This is a genomic window from Teichococcus coralli (assembly GCF_009829925.1).
GTDB classification, from domain to species: Bacteria; Pseudomonadota; Alphaproteobacteria; order Acetobacterales; family Acetobacteraceae; genus Pseudoroseomonas; species Pseudoroseomonas coralli.
Genome location: NZ_SNVJ01000072.1, coordinates 1 through 447 on the forward strand (window position 1 = coordinate 1; position 447 = coordinate 447).

General features: G+C 66.2%; 1 protein-coding gene. It reads right to left on the reverse strand.

What is annotated here, in order from left to right:
- Positions 1 to 447, reverse strand: a 447-nt coding sequence (locus tag E0493_RS22980) for a CHRD domain-containing protein (RefSeq protein ID WP_160939584.1), incomplete at both ends; no start/stop codon positions are given.

Consider the following 447-nt stretch of genomic DNA (forward strand, 5'->3'; position numbering starts at 1 on the left):
GTCAGCCCATGCAGCACGATCTCCTTGGCGTCGAGCGGCATGAGGCCATCCAGCATCATTTGGCCGGCCGCGTCCGAGCCGTCGAAGTGGAAGGTCTCGGTGTAGCTCAGCATGCCGTTCTCGTCGGCCATCGGGAACGAGGCGTCACCGGCGTGCTGCGTCAGGTTGAGCTGGATCGGCCCGTAGGTGTTGACCCCCTCGCCGAGCTCAACGAAGCCGTCATAGTCGGCGTCCTGCGCCAACGTCGGGGAGACCGCGTCGGTGCCGTCGCTGAAGCCATGGATGTGCTGCGCGTGCATCTGTCCGGGCTCCAGCCCTTCCGCCGCGATGTGCACGGTCAGGGTGTGGCTGGCGGAGTCAAGCAGCACCAGGGCCTGCCCATCGACGCCGGAGTTGTTGAGCGCGGTGAAATCCGTGGCGAAAATCTGCAGCCCACCCAGCAGGCCG